The organism is Porphyrobacter sp. TH134, assembly GCF_002855495.1.
In the GTDB taxonomy this organism is placed as follows: domain Bacteria; phylum Pseudomonadota; class Alphaproteobacteria; order Sphingomonadales; family Sphingomonadaceae; genus Erythrobacter.
This window is the reverse complement of record NZ_PKRO01000047.1, coordinates 1-20,181: the sequence shown is the minus strand read 5'-3', so window position 1 is coordinate 20,181 and position 20,181 is coordinate 1. Positions and strand designations below refer to the sequence as shown.

Below are 20,181 nucleotides of genomic sequence, written 5' to 3'. Positions count from 1 at the left end.
ATGCTCCCCGCCCCTGAAATCATCGCACGGTCACAACGAGACACCTCGTAACACTGGGTGTCGCCTTAGCTCGTAACACTGGGTGTCCATTGACAACTTGTGCTTGCCGCTGAAGCGGGAGACCGGATCAATGAGCTCACACTGGTGGTGATGGAAGCCGCTTTGCAAGACGGCAAACAGGCCATTGCCCTTGACCCGCGGTTCAAGCTGGCGGTCAATATGTCGGCCAAGAGTCTTTCAGACACGCATTTGCTGTTTGATATTATGACGTTGCTGGGCCGGTATGATTTTCCGCCCGAAAACCTGACGCTCGAACTGACGGAGACCGCCAAGCTGGAGGATCACCGGATCGCTCCCCAGATCGCAGCGCTCAAAGCGCGCGGCATTTGCTTGTCGATCGATGATTTTGGCACGGGAGAATCAAACCTCGAATATATCGAAAAGCTGCCAAGCTCCGAATTGAAGATCGACAAGCGCTTCGTGCAGCACATGGCAACCTCCGAGGAAAGCCGAGCAGTGGTGCGTGCCACAATCGAGATCGCTCATTCGCTTGGTAAAATCGTTGTTGCTGAAGGCGTTGAGGATCTGGCTGTTGCGGCAACCCTGCGGGCAATGGGCTGTGACCAGGCGCAAGGCTATCTGTTCTCGCACGCGATTGCGATGCCGGAATTGCTGGCGATGATGGGCGGAGGCAGGGCTGCACTCAGCGCTTGATTAAGGTTAATAAAGTGTTAAACGGGTCCTACAGCTTTTGGCGCTGATAGGAGATCCGTTATGTGGAGCACTTGGTTGATCCTTCTCGGCACCCGCTAATTTAGCGTTGCCTTAGATGAATAACAGAAGCCCCGGGAAACCGGGGCTTTTTTCGTTGTGATGAATGGCATGGCGGCATTACTGCTTGCAGGTGGGACGCGGTGGCTGGTGCGCCGCCCTGCAATCCGCGCATTATGCCGAACATTGACGGGCGCAATTTCGTCTCCTCCAAGGGCGAGCTTGCGTTCAAGCGCGGGCGCTGATCCGCGGCCCTGCCTGAGCGCGCCGTGATCGCTGCGTCCGGCCGGTGCCAAGTGGGGGATGGGTGATTTCGAAATCGGCTTGTCGCTCCGGCGAGCCTCTGGCAGCCAAGCTCACATGACAGTGCTGGACCAGCTTGATCAGATGGCGCGCGGCGGGGCGATGGCGTTGCTTGCCTTGTGGAGCTGGGTCCTGCTTCGTGACCATTGGCACGATTTGTCGGCGCGCCTTGCAGCCGCGATGAATGCCGGGATTGCTTGCTATTTGATCGTGACGGCGGGCTGGTTTGCTGCGCCCAACCTTGCCGGCCTCGCATTCGCGCTTGGGGCAGGTGCGACGCCGGGGTTGTTCTGGTTGTTCGCCAAGGCATGGTTCAATGATGAGGTGCAGGTGGCGCCGACCGGCGCAGCGCTCGTGGCCGGCTCGGTCGCCAACACGCTGGTGGTGCAGCTGACATTTCCCGGCGGAGGCATGGCGAACACGATTTCGGCCGCTCTTTTCCAGCTCTCGATGCTGGGCTTTGCCGCGGCAGCCCTGTGGGAGGTGTGGCGCAGCCGCGAAGGTGATCTGGTTGAACCGCGGCGCCGTGTCAGGCCGGTGCTGGTGTGTGTTGTGGCGCTTTATGTGATCGCGATTGCCTTTATCGAGGTTACGTCCGGGCCTCGGCCGCCTGGCCGGTTTTGGCAACAGGCCGTGTCGATTGGCGCCGTGTGTGCCACCTTCGGCTTTTGTGCGGCCATGCTGCGGATGCGCCAGGCTGACCTGTTCGGTCCTGCACCGGCTGCGGTTACAGCGACCCGTCCGGCGCCCGGCGCAAGCGATGATCCGCTTGCGGCCCGCCTGCTGCAATTCATGGCTTCGCAGCTGCCCCACCGTGACGAGACCTTGTCGATTGCACGGCTGGCAGCGCAATTGGGCGAACAGGAATATCGGCTGCGCCGCACGATCAATGGCCAGCTTGGCCATCGTAATTTTGCGGCTTTCCTGAACGGCTACCGGCTGGCCGAGGTCAAGGCGGCGTTGGCCGATCCGAGGCAAAAAGACGTGCCGATCATCACCATCGCGCTTGATGCCGGCTTTGGCTCACTCGGCCCGTTCAACCGCGCCTTTCGCGCGGCCGAGGGCATGACCCCAAGCGCGTTTCGCGCCCGCGCTTTGGCCGATTCCGAAATCGGCTAGCCCTTATCGCAAACGGCGAGGCACAGGTGGCAGCACGCGTGCAAGTGGCGGCGGACATCTGACAAAAGGACGTGATCATGGCCACTGGAATACCGCCGCTCGATATCCTGTTGGAACGCGGGCACTATGTCTATGCTATTGATGCCGGCCGCTATCTGATGGCCGCTTCAGCCACTTTCACGCTGGTCTGGGTGTTGCGGCGCACGGCCTTGAAGGCGCGCAAGATCCAGGCGCGTGAAGCCAGTGTTGCCGATATGCGCCGCGAGTTTGCGCAATCGCTGCAATCGGTCATCGTCTACGTGATCGGTGCCTGCTTCCTGATCTGGGGGCGCGAACTTGGGGTGTTCTACGATGTGTTCGGCGTCAGCTTTGGGCTGGGCATCGATCTGTTGATCCTTGCGGCCATCATCGTTGCCCATGACGCCTACTTCTATTGGGCACACCGCCTCATGCACCATCCACGGCTGTTCAAGCACTTCCACCGCGCGCATCACCGCTCGGTCACGCCGACGCCATGGGCTGCCTACAGCTTTGCCATGCCCGAGGCAGCGGTGATGTTCCTGTTTGTGCCCTTGTGGCTGTTTTTCGTTCCAACACCGGGCTGGGTGATGGTCGCCTGGTTGAATTTCCAGATCATCCGCAACGCGATGGGCCATGCCGGGTTCGAGTTTTTCCCGCGGTGGTGGCTCGATTCGCCGCTCACCTCATGGATCAACACCACCGTTCATCACGATATGCACCACAACGGCGGGTTCAACGCCAATTACGGCCTCTACTTCACATGGTGGGACAAGTGGATGGGCACTGAACATCCCAGATATCATGAGACGTTTCGGGCCGTTTCCTCCGCGCCCTTGCGGACATCCATGCTTGGCACGGCGGCTGAAAGAACGTCCAGCGATATGCGGGCGTAATCTGCGCCCGGCACCTTGGTGCCCGTGCTTGCCATGGTGGTCCCTAAACGCCTGACGGCGGCATGGGAGATCGCTCTAAAACGACTGCCGCACCCTGAGATTGAGGCGCGCGCTGTTGTCGCCGGTGTCATAGCGGTCTTCGGTGAGCGGTACGGCCAGCTCGAAATCAAGATCGAGATCGCGGGTCACATCGGTGCGCAGGCCCGCGCCGCTGGATGCCAGCGTGCCGCCGCCCAGTCCATCGGCAAGGTTGGAAACCGTGCCGCCGTCAGCAAAGGCATAGAGCTGGACATGGCGCGCTGCGCCCAGCGGTTTGGGCCAGTCGTAACGCAGCTCTGCCGAACCGGCGATGCCTTCATCGCCAACGCGCTGGGCGAAATCATAACCGCGCAGGAAGGCATTGCCCCCCAGCGCAAAGCTTTCGCCGATCAGCAGCGGGGCGGTAGAAACCTGACCGGTCGTGGCCAGCGCAAGGCTTACCCGCGGCGCGATCCCGCGCCGCCAGTTGAGCCACCATGTCAGCGTGGTGAAATCAGGCTGCCCGTCAAACCGTGAGGCCAGCGGGTCGCCAGTGCCGGTCGCGCCCAGAATGCCCAGACCCTGGCTCACGGTCGCGCGGCCTTGCAAATTTCCGCCAGCCAGCGGGCCGAAGGCATAAAACCCCAGCCGTGCCAGCGTGATCCGGTCGTGGCGCGCCAGCCGGCCAACGCGGTCTTGTCGCAAGTCCTGCACTTCGCCGTTTGCCTCCAGCCACAGGCTGCGGGTCTGCCCCCGCATGACCGGATGGCGCAAGCGGATGCCGCCCTGCCAGGACTGGCCCAGCAATTCGCGGTTGGCGAGGTACGCGCCTGGTTCGGTCCGCGAATAGGAGCCGAAGGCCCCAACGCTCGTCCCGCTGTTGTTGACAATCACACTGTAACGGGCGCTGAAGAAGGCCAGTTCGTCCGGGTCGAGCGGCGTGGCCGAAAAGCTCAGATCGATGCGGTCGCGCGGAGAGATGAGGCCGTTGGCGTCGAAATCGATCCGCGCTCTGACCGGGCCCAATGGCTTGGTCCCGTCCGTGGCGACCGATACGCTGCCCCCAATATCATCGCGCCCGGCATCGACGACCAGCACGCGCCCTGTGCCATCGCGCTCAAACCGGGTGCTGCGGATCCACACGCCGGGCAGATCGTCGGCGAGCAGTACCGCGTGTTGCAGCGCGGCGAGGGTGAGCGGCTGGCCATCGACCAGCGTTTCAAGCTGGCGGCGGACCGCGGGATCGCCCGATCCCTCGACGCGCACCGCATCAATGGTGCCTTCATCCACCACCACCCGCAGCATCCCCCCGACCAGCGCCTGCTCAGGAATGAAAGCCGAAGCGAGGATGTAGCCATCGGCTTGTGCGCGTGCGGCGATGGCGTTGGCCAGCTGCGCCAGATCACTGCGGCCAAGCGGGCGTCCGGCGAAAGGTTCGATGGTGGAAGCAAAGGCTGCACGGCCAAGCACCATCAGCCCATCAATCACGATCGCGCCCACATCGAGCATGCCGTCTTCTGCGCCAACCGGCGGCATGTCGAGCACGGGAAGCACTTCGATCCGAATGCGGTCGGGTGCGGGCAATGCAGGCTCGTCCCGCTCGACCTGACCGGCGGGGTTAGTCCGGTCGAGCACATCCTGTGCGGTCAGCGGACTCGCTGCCAGCAACAGGGATACTTGCCAACATATGTTAACCTGCCGCAGAATCAGACGGGTCCTTTGAAGCCGAAACTGACGGTTGGCCTACATCTGAAAGGTTAATCAAACGCCAGCGTAAGGACTTCTTAACCTTGAACATAAACAGGATGTGACGGACTCGCGTGTATTAGGCAGGCACGGAGAAAGTTATGCAAACGGTCCTGCGGATTATTCTGCCACTATTGCTTGCCATGTTCGGGACCGCGCCTGCGTGGGCTCAGGATGGCGTCTGGACGATCAGCGAAGCCAAGGGCGTGGTGATCGTGATCGACGCAGGCGGCCAGCGCCCGGCGAAAGCGGGGACACAGCTCGCAGCAGGTGCGACAATTCGCACGCAGGCCCGTTCCACAGCTGTGCTGGTGCGCGGCCGCGAATTCGTGACCATGCGGCAAAACGCACAATTGCGGATACCCGCTGCGGTGCGCGAGCGCGGCATTGTGCAGATCCTTCAGGATTACGGCAGTGCGCTGTTCAACATTGGCAAGCAGCCCAATCCGCATTTCGGCGTGGATACTCCCTATCTGGCAGCCGTCGTGAAGGGCACGACCTTTGTTATCACGGTCAATGCGGACGGTGCGAGCCTGCAAGTGACAGAGGGCGCTGTCGAAGCGGCGACACCTGACGGCGGCGTGCGCGAACTGGTGCGGCCAGGCGATGTGGCCATGATTGCCGCGCTCGATCCGATGCGGATGGTGATTGAAGGCGAAGGCCGCCGGGTGCTTGATTCGCCCGCGCGCGGCGCTGGCAGCACAGGCGTTAACCCGGCGCCAGCGGCGCCCGCGCCAGCAGCGATCGAACCTGCCGCACTGACCGATAGTGCGCCTGCGCGAATTGAAGCACCGATTGTCAGCGAGCCGCGCGATCTGGGCGAGATTTCCGGCGGTTTTGTATCGGGCGACATTCCGGTGCTGGCAGCTGTCGTGGTGGCGGATAATGTTGGCCGAGGAACAGCCCCGGCCTTCGCATCAACCCGCGGCGGTGCGGAAATCGTCACAGAGATCGTCGATATCTGCGCCAATGGCGCTTGCGGTCCGGCAGGCGATGGCGTTGGCGAAGAGGCCGGCCCCGACCCGGTACCCGAAACGACACCGGACAATCCCACGCCTCCCGCCGAGATGCCCGGCGACCGCGGCAACGGCGATGGGAACGGCAATGGGAACGGCAACGGCAATGGGAACGGCAACGGCAACGGTAGTGGTGGCAACGGTGCTCCTCCCGCCGAGGTACCTGGCGACCGCGGCAACGGCGATGGGAACGGCAACGGCAACGGCAACGGGAACGGCGCTCCTCCCACCGAGGCGCCCGGCAACGGCAACGGGAACGGAAACGGCAACGGGAACGGCGCTCCTCCCCCTGAGGCGCCCGGCGACCGTGGCAATGGAAACGGAAACGGAAACGGAAACGGGAACGGAAACGGCAACGGGAACGGCAACGGGAACGGCAACGGGAACGGCTCTCCTCCCACCGAGGCGCCCGGCGACCGTGGCAACGGGAACGGGAACGGGAACGGGAACGGGAACGGCCCCCCCGATAATCCCGGGGACCGTGCCAATGACACCGACCCGGCCGATGGTCGCGGCAACGATGATCGGGACGATGACGACAGCCGTGATGACGACGGGGACTCCGATGATGGCGACGATGATGACCGCGGCGACGATGATGACCGCGGCGACGATGATGATGACCACGGCAATGGCAACGGCAACCGGGCGCCTTCCGGCGTCGTCAATGATCGCGCGATTTCGCAAGGTGACGCTGCCTCTCAAAGCCGCGTGGAGAGCAGGGGCGTCGATGCAGGCCTGACGCTTGGTCTCTCGATCCAGGCCGCCGAGCTTTGACAATCTGTTGACCATGCAGCCGACGTCCGATCTTTCGGCCCGGCCAGATACTGGCCGCACCATAGTCGTGATGGTGCTTGTGCTGGCGATCGTGATTGCGCTTGTCGCAGCGACGGGGATGTTTCGCAGCGCAGAGCACCGGCTTGAGGAATGGTCCTTTGCGCTAACGTCCCGCGAAGCCAGCGGGCAGGTTCAGGTTGTGGAAATGGATGCGGCCAGCATGGCTGCGATCCGGCGCTGGCCCTGGTCGCGCGATCATCACGCCCGCGTGGTGCGGGTGCTGGACGCGGCGGGCGCGCGTTCGATCAGTTTCGATGTCGATTTTTCAAGCGGTGCAGGGGCCAAAGGCGACCGCGCTTTGGCCGATGCCATTGCCGCTGCGCGCGCGTCTGTGGCCTTGCCCACATTTGCGCAAAACGCCGGATCAGCGGACAGCCGGCAGCTCGATACGCTGCCCATCGCCGTCCTGCGCGAACAGGCTCACCTTGCCTCGGTCTCAGTGGCCCCGGACGGTGATGGTTACGTCCGCCGGATGCCGCTGGGCACCATCACCAGCGACACGGCCCGCCCGTCGCTATCGGCATTTGTGGCCGGACGCAGCGGGGCGACGGGGCAGGACTTCCCTGTCGATTATGCCATCGATCCGGCCACCATTCCGCGCCACAGCTTCATTGCAATCGAGAATGGGCGGCTTCCCGCCGGCGGGGTGGCAGGCAAAGACATCATCATCGGTGCGACCGCTGTTGAGCTGGGCGATCGCTATGCCGTGCCGCGCAATGGGGTGATCCCGGGCGTTATCATCCAGGCTCTCGCCGCCGAAACGCTGGCGGCCGGCGTGCCGATCTATGGATCGTGGGTGGCACCGTTGATGCTGGCGGCGTTGCTGGCGATGACGGTGCTGGCAGCGCAGCGCCGGCGCGCCGTGCTGATGCGCACAGCGACGACCTTGGCCGTGTTGCTGGCAGCCTGGCTCGCGTTCCGGCTGCTGGGTCACATCTGGTTCGAGATCGTCCCGGCGTTGCTGCTGGCTGGGCTGGCGGGCGCGCTGCGTTATGCCATCCTCACGCGGCGGTTTGCGATGCGCCTGCGGCAGGTCGATGAAGAAAGCGGCCTTCTGAACCGGCTGGCCCTTGATGTCCGGCCAAGCAACAGCGCTGACAGCTTCACGGTCGCGGCCCAGATTGACGATTTCGGCGCGTTGCAATTGGCGATCGCGGACGGCAATTTCGGCGCGCTCGTCCAGCGCATCGCGGAACGTCTTCAAGTCGCAACTGGCGGTGCCTGCGTCTACCGCACGCAAGAGCGCACGCTGGCGTGGGTATCGACCTTGCCGATCAACGAAATCGAATCCCAACTGGCCGGGATCAGGGCGCTCATGCGCAGCCCCTTTGACGTCGCCGGGCGGCGGCTGGGCGTTTCACTGACCTTCGGCGTGGCCGATCACGCGCTCCCCGATGCGGCGGCACGCGCTGCCCATGCGGCCACCGAGGCCCACCGCGCGGGCAAGTTCTGGCGCTTGCATTCGGCTGAGGCGAGCGAGGCTGTGACCCAACAACTCTCCCTGCTCGGCGAACTTGATGATGCCTTGCGCAGCGGCAACATCGCGGTGCTGTATCAGCCCAAACTCAACCTTGCGACGCGGCAGATTGATGCGGTGGAGGCGCTGGTGCGCTGGAACCATCCCGAACGCGGATTGCTGCCACCCGATTGCTTCATTCCGCTGTTTGAAGAACGCAACCGGATCGATGACTTGACGCTGGCGGTGTTGGAGCGCGCGCTTGATGACATGAAGGCTTGGTGGGCGCGCGGGCTGGCGATCGGGGTGGCGGTCAATGTGTCTGCGGCCTTGCTGACATCAGAGGGGTTCGTAACCCGCGCGCTTGCGCTTGTGGCGCGCTCGGGCGCGCAGGCGCAGCGGATCACGTTCGAAGTGACGGAGAGCGCGCAATTCGATGATACCGATGCCGCCATTGCCACGCTGCTGCGCTTCCGCGGGGCGGGCATCCGCATTTCGATGGATGATTACGGCACCGGCCAATCGGCGCTCAACTACCTGAAGCTGCTGCCGTTATCGGAGCTGAAGATCGACCGCATGTTTGTCTCGCAGGCGCATGTCGACAAAGGCGATGCCATGCTGGTGCGTTCAACAGTGCAACTGGCACATGAATTGGGGATCCAGGTCGTTGCCGAAGGGATCGAGGATGCTGAATGCCTCGCTTTCCTTGAGCGTATTGGCTGTGACTATGCCCAAGGCTTTTTCATTGGCCGGCCGCTTGCGTGCGATGCTTTGGCCGACTTGGCAGCCATGCCTTTTGCGCCCCCTCTTGCGGCCCCTATTGCCGCACCGCGCGCGGCCTGATTGTTGGCCCGCGCGCAGGCTGGTGACAGCATTATCGGCTTGAAAGCTGGCGCAGGGCCCGTATCGCGCGCCGGACATTCTGCATAACCGCATTCCTGCGCCGATAACGGCGGGCGGCGTGCCCCATCCTATTCGGAGCTCACCATGACCGAAGCCATCGGGCTGGATTTCGGCACCACCAACACAGTCGCCGCATTGGCGGACGGCGCGGGCCAATCGGAATTGATCGAATTCCGCAGCAAACAGTCCAGCGGCGCCACGTTCCGTTCGGCCTTATGCTTCTGGGAGGACACGGCGGTCCGCGGCGGGATCGATTGCGAAGCCGGGCCGTGGGCGATCGAAGAGTTCCTGGAGGCCCCTTCGGACTGCCGCTTTGTCCAGTCCTTCAAGTCGGTTGTGGCGACCCCTTCTTTCGAACGCGCGCTGATTTTCAACCGGCCGCTGCGCTTTGAGGATATGGGACAGCTGTTCCTCAGCAAGCTGGTGTCGCACGCGCAAGGCAAGCTGGATCAGCGGCCACGCCGGGTGATCGTCGGGCGCCCGGTTGAATATGCCGGCGCCCAGCCTGACAGCGATCTGGCGCGCGAGCGTTACCGGGCGATGTTCAGCGCGTTCGGGGTCGAGGTTCATTACGTTTACGAGCCGCTGGGCGCAGCCTTCAGCTATGCGACCCGGCTCACCGAGCAGGCGACCGTGCTGGTGGCCGATTTCGGCGGCGGGACAACGGATTTCTCGATTGTCCGCATTGCAGAACCCGGCGCGCCGCAGCGCTGCACGCCGCTCGCCTCGTCCGGGATCGGCATTGCGGGGGATCGCTTCGACCAGCGGATTGTCGACCGGCTGGTGCTGCCGATGCTGGGCAAGGGCGGCCAATACCGTTCGTTCGACAAGCTGCTGGATATTCCGGGCGGCTGGTTTTCGGAATTCTCCGACTGGTCGCGCCTGGCGCTGATGCGCAATCGCCGCACGCTTGAGGAACTGCGCCGCCTCCAGCGTAGCGCTGTTGACCCCGCAGCGATCGAGCGGTTGATCGCGCTGATCAAACACGAGCAAGGCTATCCCCTCTACGCCGCAGTCGGGCAATTGAAACGGGCGCTGTCAGAGCATGAAAGCGCCGCTTTCCGCTTTGACGGGGGCGGGCTTGATATTGGTGTCGAGGTGGATCGGCGCGACTTCGAGGCGTGGATTGCGCCCGATCTGGCGCGCATAGAACAGGCGCTCGATCATGCGATTGCGCGGGCCGGGATTGCAGCCGCTCAGATCGACCGCGTGTTTCTGACCGGCGGGTCATCGCTGATCCCTGCGGTGCGCAGCCTGTTTGACCGGCGCTTCGGGGAGGAGAGAATTGCCTCTGGCGGAGAACTGACCTCGATTGCCCACGGGCTCGCCATGATCGGCGCACTGGCGGAACCAGAGCTTTGGGCAGCTTAGCTCCCCATCCGTGACGGCATCGCCGCCGATGATCGGTGAAGATTCGTCCCTGACCATCGCCATAACCGACAGGGCCTCTCACATAAGAGAGGCCCGTCAACGGCATGATCGATCAGAATAAATTGGTCGGGGAGAGAGGATTCGAACCTCCGGCCCCTGCCTCCCGAAGACAGGGTGGGTAACGGGAAGCGGGGGAATTCCGCGCTTTGCTATCGCGTTCGCAGCGAAACAAACCGGGAATAAACCCCCAGAATCGGACTTTATCACCGGAATCGCACCGGAAGCGCGGACTCGCCTAAGGTCGGGAAGTCCACCAACGCAGAAACGAAAAACCGCTGGAAGGGCTGGCACCCTTCGCAGCGGCAAATTTCATAGCGTAGCGGCTATCTCTCTCATCTACGCGAGCGGAGAATCGGGTGCAAGGGCAAACCTTGCGGGAGGTGCAAAATGAGCGCCTCATTGGCCCATGGTGGCCTGCCACCCGGCGTTACCCACTTCAGCCTGGCCGATCTGATCGAGAAGATCGCGCCGGGGTCTCGCCGCGAGGAACGCCTGTCGGCAACTGCGGTCCGGGTTCTGCGGCATTACATCCTGGGGTGCCGCCCCGCAGACTTCGAGCCCGGCAGAAAGTGCGGCGTGTGGGAGCAACCGCAGACCACGGCTCAGACGCTGCGCATCTCGACGAAGGTCCTGCACAACGCCGAAGCCGAGCTTGAAAGAGGCGGGTTCATCGAGCGGACCCATGTCCCTCATGCGCGCCGCACGGGTCAGCGCCGTGACGGCGTGATCGTCAGCCTTGCGGGGATCAGCCTTCGTCCGGTCATCGATGGCTATGGCCGGTGGAAGGCTCGGCTTGAGGCCATGGAGCTACATCAGCGTGCGGTGGCTTCACTGCGGCATGAGGTGGTCATGCTCGGTCGTCAGATCAGGGCAAGCGAGGCGGTGGAGGCTGTCGAGCAAGCAGATCGTATTCTGCCCCGGGGCCGCGTGTCCCGGATCGAGTCCATCGAGAAGCTGGAGGCCCTGAAAGCGTCACTGGAGGCGCTGCTGGTGCAGCTGGATCTTCCGTCTGGTGACACGAAATCTTCCGTCCGGACGGAAGAAATCTTCGCACCCAATATACCTATCCAAGACTCACCGAAAAACTGTACCCGCGCGCCCGCCGCGCAAAGCGAGACTGACCGAACGACCGAGATCACGCCAGCCATCGCGGCAAATCTGGCCAGCGAGGATTATCGGGCTCTGCTGCCATCCACGCAGCCGCCGGGCTGGCCAGACATTGTCGAGGCGTCAGCGATCGCGTGCCTGTGGCATGGCATCTCCCAGCCCGCCTGGGCTGCAGCCTGCGACCGGATGGGGCGCGAGCGAGCAGCGCTGTCGGTGCTCGTCATCGACCGTAACGCGCGGCTTCCGGCAGAGCACCGATACCGCGCCCGATCGGGCAGGAAATGTCTGGCCGGGCTGATGCGCAACACCGCGAGCCTTGCGCCCATGATCGAGGCAGCAAAGGGCTTTGCGGGAGGGAGCGTGCCTGACCGTCCGTTCGAAGTCGCTCCATCCCGCCAGGACGCCGGGCAGAGCTTCGCGATGGCCTGTCAGGCGGCTCTCCGGACCTTTGTCGGAGAAGATCGCGGTCACCGCATGAGGGGGACCGAGCAATGAGCGGGTACCGCTTATCAGCCTATCGAGCCCCCTGCCGGGGCGGTCTCAACGGGAATTCCAGACCATTATGGAATTCGGAAATCAGGACGGCACAAGGGCTCGGCGGGGAAAATAGAATTACACACTCCACGCTACGTGGCGGGGTGCCAGCCGACAGCGAAGACCCGCAGAACTCCGCCATTCTAGGCTCTAGGCGCATTTCTAGGGGCATCCGAAAAGCTCTTCTAGCCATTGTTGCGCGGCGACATGGGCTTCTAGAACAACCCTATATCAATCACTTAAGGCCTAGGTCGATGGCCTTGCCCACTAAGCGGGAGAGGGTCTGATGGCGCAGATCAATGTCTCGGTTGAAGGCCGCGTTCTAGCTGCGCTCGACCGGGTGGCTCAGGCCAAGTCGCTCAGCCGACCCGAGTTGTTGCGCCGTGTAATCCAGGAACTGATCGAGGCTCACGATGCTGGCCGCGCGCTGTTCCAAACGGAGGCAGCACCGCGCCTCGACACCACGGTCAGCTTTCTTGTTCATGAGCTGCGTGACCTCGTGGTCGAGCTCGACCGGGCGCAGAACGAGAATGCTCGGCTGTTCGGGAAGCTCGTTGCGGACTGGAATGGCGGGGAAGCAGCTAGCCAACGTGCCCATGAAAGCATCGCCAATCAGATCCGGCAACGCAACTCGGAGGCATACTCGGCCTTCTACCAGCAGGTCGAGAGGCTGCTTGTCGGTTTCGAAACGCTGGAGCCCAGGCTCATCAAGGCGCTTGAACCCCGCCTCGCGCAAATCTCCGTGCAGTTGGCACAATCGATCAAGCTGGCAGGTGAGCCGCGCCAGATACGCGCAGTCTACCTCGGCGATGATCGCATGCTGTCGCTCAGGTTTCTGTCAGCGTGCGGAGGCTTGGCGATTGTCTTCGGTCTCCTTGTCGGCCTTATGGCACCGAACCTGTGGGACAGCTGGTCTGTGTGGCACGCTGCCAGGCTGATCGATAGCCCGGCAGAGATGTGTCGCCTGATCGAAGCGGAATACGCCACCACCGATTGCACCGTGCCCCAGCAGGAGCGCGAACTTGGCCTGCGCGTCATTGCCCATGAGGACCGGCGATGATTACGCTCGCCTCAGTCGGCTCGGCCTCATCGGCGGCGGAGTACTTCTCCCGTGACAACTATTACACTGCGGATCAGACGCAGGAGGCCAGCGCGTGGTTCGGCAGGGGTGCCGAGGCGTTGGGCCTGACCGGCAAGGTCGAGGAACAGACCTTTGCAGCGGTGCTCGAAGGAAACTTGCCAGACGGATCGGTGATTGCCGGGAAGGACGGCTTGCACCGCCCCGGCGTTGATCTGACCTTCTCGGCGTCGAAGTCCGTGTCGCTGGTGGCGATGCTGGGTGGCGACAAGCGTCTGGTGGAAGCCTTGAAGGACTCCGTGGCAGCAACCCTACGGTGGGCGGAGAAGAACATTGTCGAAGCCCGTGTCTGGGATGCGGCGCAAGGACGACAGGTGCCCGAACGCACCGGCAACCTCATCGCAGCGACCTTCCTTCATGACGTGAACCGAAACGGCGAGCCGCAGCTCCACATCCATGCCGTTGTCGCCAACGCGACCAAGGCCTCGGACGGCAAATGGCATGCGGTGCGCAACGATGAACTCTACCGCGCGCAGCACGTATTATCGGCAGTCCACAATGCGGAGCTGCGCAGCCGTGTCGAGGCTTTGGGCTACGAAACGGTTCCTGCCCGCAATGCCATCGACGGTGCTTTCGAGATCAAGGGGGTGACGCGCGAGGCGGTCGAAGCCTTTTCGACGCGCCGTGCCGAGATCCTGGCTGAGCTGGCCAAGGAAGACCGAGGCAGTGCGCGCGAGCGCGAACTGGCGGCCCTGTCGACACGGCGCGGGAAGGAACTGGAGCCGGATGCGGCGCGGCAGGTCGCGGCGTGGAAAGAAACCGCCCGCGCCATCGGCTTCGATCCGGCCCGGCTGATCGAGAGCGCCATGGCCCGCGCGGCGGGTGAGCAGACGGTATGGTCGCGGGTCGTCGACGGCATTCGCGGCATCGGCGAGCGCGGCATGGCAGTCGCCGGTGCGATGGGCCTCACCCCGCGTGATGGTGACCCGCTGGTGCCCGAACGCCTCGGGCGGCTTGAGCCGAAGGCCTTTGCCGCGGCACAGGCAGTCGCCTCAGCCGCACGAGAGCTGGGCGAACGCGAGGCAGCCTTCTCCCGCAACGACCTGATCCGCACCGCGCTTGAACGGCAGGGACCGGTCACCGTCGACATGATCGAAGCGCGGATCGATCTGTTGCAGGAGCGGGGTTTGCTGGTCGGCAGCGGCCCGGCGGATCGTGACCGCATGCTGACCACCGAACAGGCGCTGGCCATGGAGACGAAAGTCATAGCACTGGCACAGGCCGGCAAGGACAGCGTTCAGCCCATTGCGGACAAGGATGGCATTGTCGCGCGATTGCAGGAACAGGCGCGAGCCATCGGCCTTCGCCGCCTCAATCCCGGGCAGGAGCAGGCGGGCGTCGCGATCCTCACATCGAAGGACCGCGTGCACCTGGTTCAGGGCGGCGCGGGTGTGGGGAAGTCGGCGGCCTTGGCTCCGGTTGCGGCCATTGCGCGGGAGGAGGGGCGGCAGGTGGTGGCGCTGTCCCACGTGGGCCGCATCGCGCGGGAGTTTGGGGAGAAAACGGCCAGTCCGGCATCGACCGTGGATGCATTCCTTGCCCGGTATGCGCGTGTCATCGATGGCAGTGCCAGCGCGGATAAGGTGGCAGTGGCAAGGGCGGAGCTGTCCGGTGCGCTGGTGCTGGTGGATGAGGCCAGTCAGATCGGCACGGACCGGCTCGCGCGGCTCATCACCCTCGCCAACCAGATGGACGTGGGTAAGCTGGTGCTCGCTGGCGACATCAAGCAGCTACCCGCCATCGAAGCCGGCAAACCCTTCGCGCAATTGCAGCAGCAGGATCTCAGGCAAAGCCAGATCACCGAGAACCTGCGCGCGCGGACCCCTCAGATGCGGGCCATCAACCGCGCGCTCGAACAGGGCGATGTGGGCGAGGCCTTCGCTGTCCTAAAGCCTGCCACGACCGAGGTGCCCTCGGGCAAGATCGCCAATGCCGCCGCTGCCATGTGGGCCAACCTCCCCAGGGAAGAGCGTGACAATACCGTTCTGCTCGCCGCCGGGCGTGCGATGCGCAGCGCTGGCAATGCCGCCGCGCAAGAAGCGCTGATCGAGCGCGGGGAAGTGGACGAGCGCGGGGTGACACTGGAGGTGCTCGACCGGGTCACCATCACCCGCGAGGGTGCCCGCCAGTTGAAGGGCTATCAGGACGGTCGCGTCGTCGCCATCGAGACGAACCTGCGCGCGCAGGGCTTTGCCCGCGGCGAACGCGGCACGGTCATTGGCGTTAAGGACGGTAATGTCGAGCTGGCCATGCCAAACGGCGAAATCCGCCGCTTCGATCCGGACCGACTGCCCCGCAATCTCAAGCACGACGCCGTTACCATCTTCGAGCGCAAGGAGATCGCCCTCCACCAGGGCGACCGCATCCGCTGGACCGCCAAGGATGGCGCGCGCGGGCTGCTCAACGGCGACATCGCCCATGTTGCGCGGATCGACGGCGACACCATCACCGTGAAGGCAGGCAACGGCCAGCTCCACGATCTGCCACGCGGCGATCCCATGCTCGAGCGGCTCGACCTTGCCTACGCCATCAACGTTCACGTCGCGCAAGGAATGACGGCCAAAGACGGCATCATCATGATGTCAGAGCGCGAGCGGATGCTCAACACCTCGGCCTCGTTCCTGGTCGCCGTGACCCGGATCGCGGAGAACGCGACGCTGGTGACCGACAATCCCTCGCGCGTCGAGCGGCAGGTGGAGAGCCGGAGCGGCGAAAAAAGCAGCGCGATCGAGACCGCCCGGGAAAATGGCCACGCTCTCCCCTCCCCGACGGAGAAGAAGGACCGTGAACTGGCCTTGGAGCGGACACCCGAGCGCAGCGAACCGGGGCGCGGATCCAGCGGGCCAGATCTGTCGCGCGACCGCGATTACGACTTCGGGATGTGACCGCGATGATGCCCCCGGATCCCTACGCCCCCACATCCCGCACAATCGCACAGCCTCACGTGCCCACATGTGAACATGAGGACCACCGCACATGACCACACCTTCACATACTCACACCCATAGATCAGCGCGCACGGTCGCGATCATCAGCCAGAAGGGCGGTGCCGGGAAGACTACGCTGGCGATCCATCTCGCCGCCGCGGCCGCCCGGGCGGGACGGGTCAGCCTGCTGATCGACACCGACCCGCAGGCCAGCGCCTCGCAATGGGCCGAATGGCGGCAGGGCGCGCCGCCGGAGGTGATCGACAGTGCCCCACCGCGCATTCCGGCCAAGATCGCTGCGGCGGCGGCACAAGGTGCCGAGCTGATCGTGATCGATACGCCGCCGCATGCCGATCTTGCCGCCAGCAAGGCGGCCGAGTGCGCCGATCTGGTGCTGATACCCTGCCGCCCCAGCGCCTTTGACCTTGCCGCGATGCGCACGACCATCCGTTTGGTCGAGCTGCTGGCGCGCCGCGCCTTCGTCGTGTTCACAGCCGGCCCTCCCAATGCTCCGCACATCTATGCCGATGCCCGCGAGCTGGTGGCTGGCTTTGGCGGCAAGACCTGCCCCATCATCCTGCCGGACCGCGCCGCTTATCGTCACGCGGTCGCAGCCGGGCAGACCGTGTTCGAGCTCGATCCCGGCGGCAAGGCAGCGGGCGAGATCGAACAGCTGCACATGTGGGCATGTGAACAGCTCCACATGTGCACACGCTCACAGTCTCAGGCCCATGAGAGGAAAACCGCATGAACCGCTTCGCCAACCTGGCCGATCGCAAACCCAAGGATGAGGCAAAGGCCACCGCACCCGCCTCGCCATCACCCGTCGTCCAGGTTCCGACCCCGCCGAGCCGCGTCGGCCGCAAGGCGATCTCCGGCTACTTCGCGCCTGAGCTGTCGCTCGCCCTGCACACCTGTGCGCGGCGTCATGGCCTCAGCCTCCAGGACCTCATGGCCGAAGCCTTCGACGACGTCCTGCGCAAGTACGGCGAGAGCCCCATTGGCCGCTAGTCGATCCCGGGGAACAAGAGAAAAGGCAGGATTTTGAGGGGTATGAGTTGAAGTGAGAATGTGAGACTATGCCCATGTGAACGTGTGAACATGTGGGCACCACCCCAAGGGCCGTGCACCGACAGCCCTACAACGACAGGAGATGTCCATGCGACTGTTCCAATGGCTGACCGGCCTGTTCACCAGCTCGAGCACCCCGCCAAGCTCCCCCATCGACGAGGGGCCAAGGATAAACCCCGCCACCGGCCTTCCCATGATCACCCCCGGCATCGGCGGTGTCGATGTCGGCGGCAACCCCTTCGGCGTGAATCTGGACCGCCGGGACGACCACCACACTCACCACAGCCACCACGACCATCATCACCGTCATGACCATCACCACCATGATTTCGGGTCGACCGGCAGCAGCTTCGATCACTGGTCGGGCACTGGCGCGGGCGGGTTCGATCATACGCGGAGCGATTGATGCAGCGCTGTACAGCGAGCTTCCATCGCGCTGACCGCTCGGTTGAACGCACCGGCGGCCCAACCATCAGAATGAGGAGATCACCATGACTGACTGCAGCTCCAGCGACGTGCCGCATCTCGGTACCTTGCCGCACCCCGGCCTCATCTCGCGCGTCCGGTTCTTCGCGAGCCGTCACCCTGTCGCTGTCGCAGTGCCATTGGCACTCATCATTGCGTTTGGGGCAGCAACGCTCGCGGCATTCGCCCTTGAGTTCTCGCCCGAGCGCAGGGGAGTGTTCATTCCCGGCGTGGTTGCCATCAGCCTTACCGTCGTCGGCATGGTGATTTTGCCCGCCACGGCGCGCATGCACAGCATTGCCAGCAGCCGCGATATCGCCGCAGCCTTGGTCGCTGCAACCGACCGGGAACGGCCCCATTTGCTGACCGAGATCGAGGGAGGGCTCTCAAACCGCTATTGGCGCGCGCCGATGACCGTGTTCCAGCTTGTCATGATGTTCCACGAGGTGAGGAAGCTCCATGGGGAGCACGCCTATCGCAAGCAGCTGCAAGAACAAGCAGCACGCGCCGAGCAGGAGAGGTGTCTCGCGAAGCTGGCGGAAAGGCGGTGATTTCGGGCGGGAGGCGCGGTCGCCCTATGTCGGCTTTCAGGATGCTTTCTCGTCCGCACTTATGACCGCAGCTGGGTGGTGAGTTGCCCTTTTCGTCATCCCGGCGAAAGCCGGGACCCAGAGCGGCACGCGCGGCGTCAAGAGGCCCTAGGCCCCGGCCTTCGCCGGGGTGACGGTGAGGGCGGGAACGGGGTCGCTTGCTGAACGGCAGGAATTTTTCAGAAGCGAGGCAAAGCCGCCATCCGCGACCCGATCTGAGCCGTGACGGCTCGTGCTTTCGTTTCAGGAACAGATGCGGCTACACACGCAGTTTGTCCGAAACTGGGGATATATGACCGTGACCCCGGCAGCAATCGCCGAGCTCGCCGCGATACCCATCAAAAGTGTCGTGCTGATCTTAGATGCGCTGTCGCTTGAGCCAGGAGAGCTCAGCGAGCGTGACCCCGAGTATCTCTTCCTCAACAATCCCGTATGCCGTCGACCGGGGATCAAGATCGGCTCAGGATTTCTCTTCGCGCTCCCACAGGCGATTTTCAGTTTCATCTTCCAGATCATGCGCGACCTCTGCGCCAAGGAACCGCTCAAGGCGGCACTCTCGAAACGACGGGCGGCTTATCTCGAGTCCCAGCTCGTCTCTATCGTTCGGACCGTCTTGCCGAAGGCAATAATTGCTGAGAACGTAAAATGGAGCTGGGAGGGCGCGCAATATGAGACCGACCTGCTTGCTTTGACCGATATGACCCTGTTGATCGGGGAAGCGAAGTCCGCGGCGCTGACTGACCAAGCGCTGCGTGGCGCGCCCGATCGCGTGCGACGCCATGTCCGAGAGCTGATCGTGGCCCCAGCAGAACAGTCCGCAAGACTCGCGACGATCTTACGCGCCGCTCGGAAAGGTGACGCCAAGGCTCGCGCTGCGGTTGCACATTTTCCGTTCCGCCCGGACGAGATCCATGAAATTGCACGACTGTCCGTGACGCTCGAAGATGTTTCGGTTCTGGCTGCACTGGAGGATGATCTCAAGGCTGCGGGCTGGGCACCTATGGACCTCGATCTCGCGCCAACCCTGAACCTCGCCGATCTCTGCTGCGTGGCGGACATTCTCAATTCGCCTCTTCAATTCCTTCATTATTTTGTGGAGCGCGCCCGTCTCCAAAAGGCGATTGCGCTCCATGGCGACGAATTGGATTTGCTAGCCTTGTATCTGAAGACCGGGTTCAATTTTTCAGCCTTCGAAGAGGAAGCGGACGGCATCGCTATCAGTGGCATGTCAGCTCCGATCGATCATTATTACACGAGCCGGGATGCAGGCGCACGGGTTCGCAAGCCTACCGCGGAGTTAAGCCCTTATATTCGCTCAGTAATCAGTCATTTGGAGACGCGCGCAGTCAAGGGATGGACCACTCTCGGCCTTGCAGTCCTTCGACTGGGCAGCCTGGAAGAGCAGCGCCGGATCGATCAAGGGCTGGAAACGCTTCGGCGATCTGTTCCCAAGGAGTTTCGCGATCCCAAGCATCGTAGCGCAATCGTGGTTACGCCGCCGCGTCGAGATCAGTTGGTCGGGATATTTCATGTGCACACACGGAGGAACAGTCAGAACCATCGTGAGGTCATCGCCCAGCTTGCCGCCGAGGTTATGGAAACCCAAGGGCGCGATCGGTGCATTGGCTTTGTTCGGATCGTCGAGGACTGGACGGTTGCGCCCTATCAGCTAGCGGGAATTTTTACTCATAATGCGGCGCCCGAAGCTTCGCAGATACCCTTTCCTCCGTAACGCATTGATCGTGTCCCACGGCGTGGTGTAGCTTATTGGAGCTCCCGCCGATTTCGGCATCAGTCTGAGCCGATCATGCGCCGGGTACAGCCGAGAGCATGAC

The 20,181-nt window shown here is 63.4% G+C and carries 15 protein-coding genes; 14 read left to right on the top strand and 1 reads right to left on the bottom strand.

Translation table 11 applies throughout. The features are described from left to right. Nucleotides 1–99 precede the first annotated feature (99 nt). From C0V72_RS14245 to C0V72_RS14235, 3 genes are all read left to right on the top strand, one after another. Nucleotides 100–714: an EAL domain-containing protein gene (locus C0V72_RS14245; RefSeq protein ID WP_101794805.1), complete on the top strand. Its 615-nt coding sequence runs from the start codon at nucleotides 100–102 to the stop codon at nucleotides 712–714. Between the two features lie 417 nt (nucleotides 715–1,131). Further along, the gene (locus C0V72_RS14240) at nucleotides 1,132–2,193 is read left to right on the top strand and encodes an AraC family transcriptional regulator (RefSeq protein WP_172439042.1); all 1,062 of its coding nucleotides are present in this window, start codon (nucleotides 1,132–1,134) and stop codon (nucleotides 2,191–2,193) included. 77 nt (nucleotides 2,194–2,270) lie between these two features. Beyond that, nucleotides 2,271–3,107, top strand: a complete 837-nt coding sequence (locus C0V72_RS14235) for a sterol desaturase family protein (RefSeq protein WP_101794803.1) — start codon at nucleotides 2,271–2,273, stop codon at nucleotides 3,105–3,107. Between the two features lie 75 nt (nucleotides 3,108–3,182). Here C0V72_RS14235 and C0V72_RS14230 read toward each other — a convergent pair whose 3' ends face one another. Then, complete coding sequence (locus tag C0V72_RS14230; protein ID WP_101794802.1) at nucleotides 3,183–4,793, bottom strand: ShlB/FhaC/HecB family hemolysin secretion/activation protein; 1,611 nt, start codon at nucleotides 4,791–4,793, stop codon at nucleotides 3,183–3,185. 179 nt (nucleotides 4,794–4,972) lie between these two features. On the opposite strand from C0V72_RS14230, the gene C0V72_RS14225 reads away from it, so the two are divergent. From C0V72_RS14225 to C0V72_RS14175, 11 genes are all read left to right on the top strand, one after another. After that, complete coding sequence (locus C0V72_RS14225; RefSeq protein ID WP_101794801.1) at nucleotides 4,973–6,664, top strand: FecR family protein; 1,692 nt, start codon at nucleotides 4,973–4,975, stop codon at nucleotides 6,662–6,664. Nucleotides 6,665–6,677: 13 nt separating this feature from the next. After that, on the top strand, nucleotides 6,678–9,023 hold the full coding sequence (locus tag C0V72_RS14220) for an EAL domain-containing protein (protein ID WP_101794800.1): 2,346 nt from the start codon (nucleotides 6,678–6,680) through the stop codon (nucleotides 9,021–9,023). 144 nt (nucleotides 9,024–9,167) lie between these two features. Next, the gene (locus C0V72_RS14215) at nucleotides 9,168–10,454 is read left to right on the top strand and encodes an Hsp70 family protein (RefSeq protein WP_101794799.1); all 1,287 of its coding nucleotides are present in this window, start codon (nucleotides 9,168–9,170) and stop codon (nucleotides 10,452–10,454) included. Nucleotides 10,455–10,901: 447 nt separating this feature from the next. Continuing rightward, on the top strand, nucleotides 10,902–12,116 hold the full coding sequence (locus C0V72_RS14210; RefSeq protein WP_101794798.1) for a helix-turn-helix domain-containing protein: 1,215 nt from the start codon (nucleotides 10,902–10,904) through the stop codon (nucleotides 12,114–12,116). A 325-nt stretch (nucleotides 12,117–12,441) separates the two neighbouring features. Continuing rightward, nucleotides 12,442–13,215 carry a hypothetical protein gene (locus C0V72_RS14205; RefSeq protein WP_101794797.1) on the top strand — a complete coding sequence of 258 codons (774 nt, stop codon included), beginning with the start codon at nucleotides 12,442–12,444 and terminating at the stop codon, nucleotides 13,213–13,215. After that, nucleotides 13,212–16,178 (top strand): MobF family relaxase, encoded by a 2,967-nt coding sequence (gene mobF, locus C0V72_RS14200; RefSeq protein WP_101794796.1) that lies wholly within the window; start codon nucleotides 13,212–13,214, stop codon nucleotides 16,176–16,178. Before C0V72_RS14205 ends, mobF begins: the two co-directional genes overlap by 4 nt. Before the next feature lie 91 nt (nucleotides 16,179–16,269). Continuing rightward, nucleotides 16,270–16,971, top strand: coding sequence for a ParA family partition ATPase (gene parA / locus C0V72_RS14195; RefSeq protein ID WP_101794795.1), 702 nt, complete (start codon nucleotides 16,270–16,272; stop codon nucleotides 16,969–16,971). After that, the gene (locus tag C0V72_RS14190; protein ID WP_101794794.1) at nucleotides 16,968–17,231 is read left to right on the top strand and encodes a ribbon-helix-helix domain-containing protein; all 264 of its coding nucleotides are present in this window, start codon (nucleotides 16,968–16,970) and stop codon (nucleotides 17,229–17,231) included. The genes parA and C0V72_RS14190 overlap by 4 nt, the downstream gene beginning before the upstream one ends. Nucleotides 17,232–17,379: 148 nt before the next feature. Beyond that, nucleotides 17,380–17,697, top strand: a complete 318-nt coding sequence (locus C0V72_RS14185; RefSeq protein ID WP_143704614.1) for a hypothetical protein — start codon at nucleotides 17,380–17,382, stop codon at nucleotides 17,695–17,697. Between the two features lie 199 nt (nucleotides 17,698–17,896). Then, nucleotides 17,897–18,307: a hypothetical protein gene (locus tag C0V72_RS14180; RefSeq protein ID WP_143704613.1), complete on the top strand. Its 411-nt coding sequence runs from the start codon at nucleotides 17,897–17,899 to the stop codon at nucleotides 18,305–18,307. Between the two features lie 331 nt (nucleotides 18,308–18,638). Continuing rightward, nucleotides 18,639–20,078 carry a hypothetical protein gene (locus tag C0V72_RS14175; protein WP_143704612.1) on the top strand — a complete coding sequence of 480 codons (1,440 nt, stop codon included), beginning with the start codon at nucleotides 18,639–18,641 and terminating at the stop codon, nucleotides 20,076–20,078. Nucleotides 20,079–20,181 lie beyond the last annotated feature (103 nt).

Excerpts from the sequence above, each read along its gene's own strand:
- C0V72_RS14190 (WP_101794794.1), top strand. The coding sequence starts at position 16,968 with ATGAACCGCTTCGCCAACCTGGCCGATCGCAAACCCAAGGATGAGGCA.
- C0V72_RS14240 (WP_172439042.1), top strand. The coding sequence starts at position 1,132 with ATGACAGTGCTGGACCAGCTTGATCAGATGGCGCGCGGCGGGGCGATG.
- C0V72_RS14215 (WP_101794799.1), top strand. The coding sequence starts at position 9,168 with ATGACCGAAGCCATCGGGCTGGATTTCGGCACCACCAACACAGTCGCC.
- C0V72_RS14225 (WP_101794801.1), top strand. The coding sequence starts at position 4,973 with ATGCAAACGGTCCTGCGGATTATTCTGCCACTATTGCTTGCCATGTTC.
- C0V72_RS14205 (WP_101794797.1), top strand. The coding sequence starts at position 12,442 with ATGGCGCAGATCAATGTCTCGGTTGAAGGCCGCGTTCTAGCTGCGCTC.
- C0V72_RS14210 (WP_101794798.1), top strand. The coding sequence starts at position 10,902 with ATGAGCGCCTCATTGGCCCATGGTGGCCTGCCACCCGGCGTTACCCAC.
- C0V72_RS14185 (WP_143704614.1), top strand. The coding sequence starts at position 17,380 with ATGCGACTGTTCCAATGGCTGACCGGCCTGTTCACCAGCTCGAGCACC.
- C0V72_RS14220 (WP_101794800.1), top strand. The coding sequence starts at position 6,678 with ATGCAGCCGACGTCCGATCTTTCGGCCCGGCCAGATACTGGCCGCACC.
- parA (WP_101794795.1), top strand. The coding sequence starts at position 16,270 with ATGACCACACCTTCACATACTCACACCCATAGATCAGCGCGCACGGTC.
- C0V72_RS14235 (WP_101794803.1), top strand. The coding sequence starts at position 2,271 with ATGGCCACTGGAATACCGCCGCTCGATATCCTGTTGGAACGCGGGCAC.
- C0V72_RS14175 (WP_143704612.1), top strand. The coding sequence starts at position 18,639 with ATGACCGTGACCCCGGCAGCAATCGCCGAGCTCGCCGCGATACCCATC.
- mobF (WP_101794796.1), top strand. The coding sequence starts at position 13,212 with ATGATTACGCTCGCCTCAGTCGGCTCGGCCTCATCGGCGGCGGAGTAC.